Here is a 4,227-nt window from a genome sequence, read left to right as displayed (position 1 = left end):
GTGCTGAGCCGCCGGGAAGTATTACTGGATACGCAGCAGTTGGGCGAATTAATCCGGGCCAAGGCAGTGAACATGATGTGGTTTACAGCCGGTTGGCTGAATCAGCTGGTGGAAGAAGACATCCATCTTTTTAGCGGGCTGAAAACAATACTGGCAGGAGGCGATAAATTATCAGCAGACCATATCCGTTTGTTGCAGCAGCTGTACCCGGATGYACGGATTATTAACGGTTACGGCCCAACGGAGAATACTACTTTCTCGCTGACGTATGAGATACCGGTAAACGGAGATATCCTCATCGGTCGTCCTATCAATAACAGCACAGCTTATATCCTGGACAGTGCCCGGCAGTTGGTGCCGGTAGGAGTGGAGGGAGAGATCTGCGTAGGAGGAGATGGACTGGGCCGTGGTTATCTCAATAATGCAGTGCTGACAGCAGAGAAATTCATTCCACATCCTTTCCGGAACGGAGAACGGTTGTATCGTACAGGAGATCTCGGGCGGTTGCTTGCGGACGGAAATATTGTATTTGTGGGTCGTTTGGATGCGCAGGTAAAGATTCGCGGGTACCGGATAGAACCCGGAGAGATAGAACATCTATTGCAACAACACGAAGGCGTAGACGGAGCGATTGTACTGGCCAGATCCACTGGCGGTCAGGATAAAGAACTGGTGGCGTATCTCACAGGCGCATTGCTCCCTGAAGTGAGTGTGTTGCGTGACTATCTGAAACAATATCTGCCGGATTATATGCTGCCGGCCTATTACGTGCCGCTGGCATCTTTCCCTTTAACCGCCAACGGCAAGGTAGACCGCCGCTTATTACCGGATACGGAAAATGCGGTAGCCACTACTGTCTATGTTGCTCCACGAAATGAAACAGAAGAAAAAATGGCCGTCATCTGGGAAGAAATCCTGGGGAGGTCACCAATTGGTATACAGGACAACTTTTTTGAATTGGGTGGACATAGCCTGAAAGTAACCAAAATGCTTTCCCGCATAAACAGCGTGTTCCAGGTGAAGATTAACATCAGAGATGTATTTAAGGAGCCAACTATTGCGGGTGTCAGTGAGCATATCCGCTTTATCCACGATCAGCAAAAACTCAGACAAAATAAAGAAGGTTTAATAGAGATCGAACTATGAAAGACTTATTAAATAAAATAAAGGATCACCATGTTTTACTGGAGATAGTGGATGGTAAACTGAAAATGTTTGCCGGAGAAAATGTGCTAAGTGATGAGTTGATAGCAGAAGTAAGGCAGAACAAAGAAGAACTTTTCCAGTTCCTTTCCGGTAATGCGCAGTTCTTCTATCACACGGATATCCCCGTTATAGCGGCGGCAGAAAATTATCCTTTAGCTTCTTCCCAGCGGATGTTATGGTTACTGAGCCAGTTTGAGGCAGGTAACGTGGGATATAACATTCCGGGTGTTTATGTATTTGACGGTCAGCTGGATATTGCAGCGTTGTCGCTCGCTTTCAATACCCTGATAGATCGGCATGAGAATCTCAGAACAGTATTCCGGCAAAATGAGCAGGGGGAAGTAAGACAGTACATCTACGCCAAACTGCCCTTTACTATCTCGTATACAGACCTCCGTTCTACCGCAAACCAGGAAGAAACCTTACAGTCTCTTGTGCAAGCGGCGTCGCTGCAACCATTTGATCTGGCAGTTGGCCCGCTGTTACGTGCAGGGTTATACCAGGTAGCAGATGATAAATGGGTGTTCAGTTATGTGATGCACCACATCATCAGTGATGGCTGGTCTATGGGAATAGTGATAAAAGAACTCCTGTTATTATACAATGCTTTTACCAATGGAGAAACGGATCCGCTGCCACCATTAAGATTACAGTACAAAGATTATGTAGCCTGGCACCTGGAGCAGCTACAGGGGCCTGCACTGGAAGCCCATAAAGCCTACTGGCTGGATATGTTCAAAGGAGAACTGCCAGTGCTGGATCTTGCCAGTGATAAGACCCGTCCGCCGTTAAAAACATTTAATGGCCGACAGATACACCGCAGGCTGGATAGCACTATCGGTGGCAGTTTACGGAACCTGAGCCAGAAAGAAGGGGCTACTTTATTTATGGGATTGATGGCTGCTGTAACGGCATTGTTGTACCGGTATACCAGCCAGGAAGATATTGTTATTGGTACGCCGATAGCAGGCCGGGAGCATGCAGACCTGGAAGATCAGATCGGGTTCTATGTGAACACACTAGCCTTACGTGTTCGTTTCAATGGTGGAGATAATTTTAATGACTTACTCAGTCAGGTGAAAAAAATCGTGCTGGATGCCTATGAACACCAGGTGTTTCCATTCGGGGAACTGATAGAAGCATTGCATCTGCAACGCGACAGGAGCCGTAATCCGTTGTTTGATGTACAGGTGATCCTGGCGAACAGCGAAACCGCCCAGGAACAAGGGCCGGGGCTTGCAGGATTAAATGTAACGGCTTATGAAAAAGATGAAGTGCGTACCAGCCGTTTTGATATGGTATTCAATTTTTTTGAAGAAGGTGATGAGCTGGAGGTAAGTATCCAGTATAACAGTGACGTATATACGGAACAGTTGGTAACACAGCTATCTGTTCACCTGGAACAACTGTTGCTATCCATTGTCCGGACCCCTGAAAATTCGCTGAAAGAGTTACCGCTGCTCACTGCTGCCGATAAACAGCAACAGCTGGTTACCTTCAACGGACCCATCGTTGAGTATGATAAAAGTATTACCATCCTGGACTTGTTTCAGCAGCAGGTGCGCCTGCACCCGGATGAAACAGCGGTGTTCTTTGATGGCATCAGCCAAACATACCGGGAACTGGATGAACAATCTACCCGGCTGGCACATTACCTGTTGCAAAATCATAATGTAGCTCCTGATGAGCTGGTGGGTATCCTGCTGGATCGCTCAGAGAAAATGATTACGGGTATACTCGGCATTTTAAAAGCAGGCGGTGCTTACGTTCCGGTAGATCCTGAATATCCTGCTGCCCGGCGGTCTTATATCCTGAATGATACCAATATCCGGTTACTGCTTACGCAGACCGACTATATGTTTGATCTGGGAGATTATAACGGGGCCATTTTTGCAATGGATGTGCAGTTAGATACGCTGGAAGCGGTGTCCTCGCCGTTGCCGGTCATCAGCCCGGAACAAGCGGTGTATGTGATTTATACTTCCGGTTCTACGGGTAATCCCAAAGGCGTAGTGATCAGGCATAACAATCTGCTGCATTCACTGGTGCCACGTTACCAGACTTATGGAACGCCATCGTCGTTCCTGTTGCTGTCGTCGTTTTCTTTCGACAGCTCTATAGCCGGCATCTTCGGTACGTTGTGTTATGGCGGCCGGTTATGTCTGACCCGAAAAACGGATGTAACGAACGTGCCTTTACTGGCGGAATACATCATCCGTCATGGGGTGAGTCATCTGCTCACAGTGCCTTCCTATTATCAGTTGTTACTACAGGAACTGGGAGGCAAAAAGAATGAACTGAAAGGAGTGATTGTGGCAGGAGAAACCTGTCCGGTTATGCTGGTAGAACAACATTATAAGATATTGCCTGAAACGTTGTTTTACAATGAATACGGTCCAACAGAAGGATCGGTATGGAGTAGTGTGCATCTTTATGAAAAGAACGAACCATTTAAGCAAACGATAGGCAAACCAATTGCGAATACGGAAGTATATATTTTGGGCGAAGGCCAGCAATTGCTGCCGCTTGGCGTGCCCGGAGAGTTGTGTATTGCTGGAGATGGCGTGGCGGCAGGTTATTTGAATCAGCCGGCGCTGACAGCAGAAAAATTTGTGCCGCATCCGTTCCGGGATGGCGCACGGATGTATCGTACCGGTGATTTAGCCCGCTGGTTCTGGGATGGTACATTGGATTTCCTGGGCCGTAAGGATGACCAGGTAAAGATCCGTGGTTACCGGATAGAATTGGGAGAAGTAGAACAGGCATTGCAACAATATGAAGGTATCCGCTTTGCTGTAGTGCTGGCGCATCAGGGTAGTTTGGTGGCCTATCTTGTAGGTGATGAAGGATTGAATGTATCCTCGATACAAAATCATCTGAATACTGTTTTACCGGCGTATGCCATTCCAGCAGATTATATACAGCTGGATGAATTGCCGCTGACACCCAACGGTAAAGTAGATAAGAAACGTTTACCAGCGCCGGGAGCGGGCAGCATGGATTCCGGTATAGCCTATGTAG

2 protein-coding genes are annotated in these 4,227 nt (G+C 47.6%); both read left to right on the top strand.

What is annotated here, in order from left to right; all coding sequences use genetic code 11:
* The coding region (locus tag AC1DP6_RS36240; RefSeq protein ID WP_477059270.1) for a non-ribosomal peptide synthetase at positions 1-1,146 on the top strand (1,146 nt) is incomplete at its 5' end.
* Positions 1,143-4,227 (top strand): non-ribosomal peptide synthetase (locus AC1DP6_RS36235; RefSeq protein WP_477059269.1); only part of this gene is annotated, 3,085 nt, incomplete at its 3' end. The genes AC1DP6_RS36240 and AC1DP6_RS36235, both read left to right, overlap by 4 nt.

This window comes from Chitinophaga sp. 01L420, from assembly GCF_056399985.1.
The sequence above is the reverse complement of the archived record's forward strand: the minus strand, read 5'-3'. Positions and strand labels throughout refer to the sequence as shown.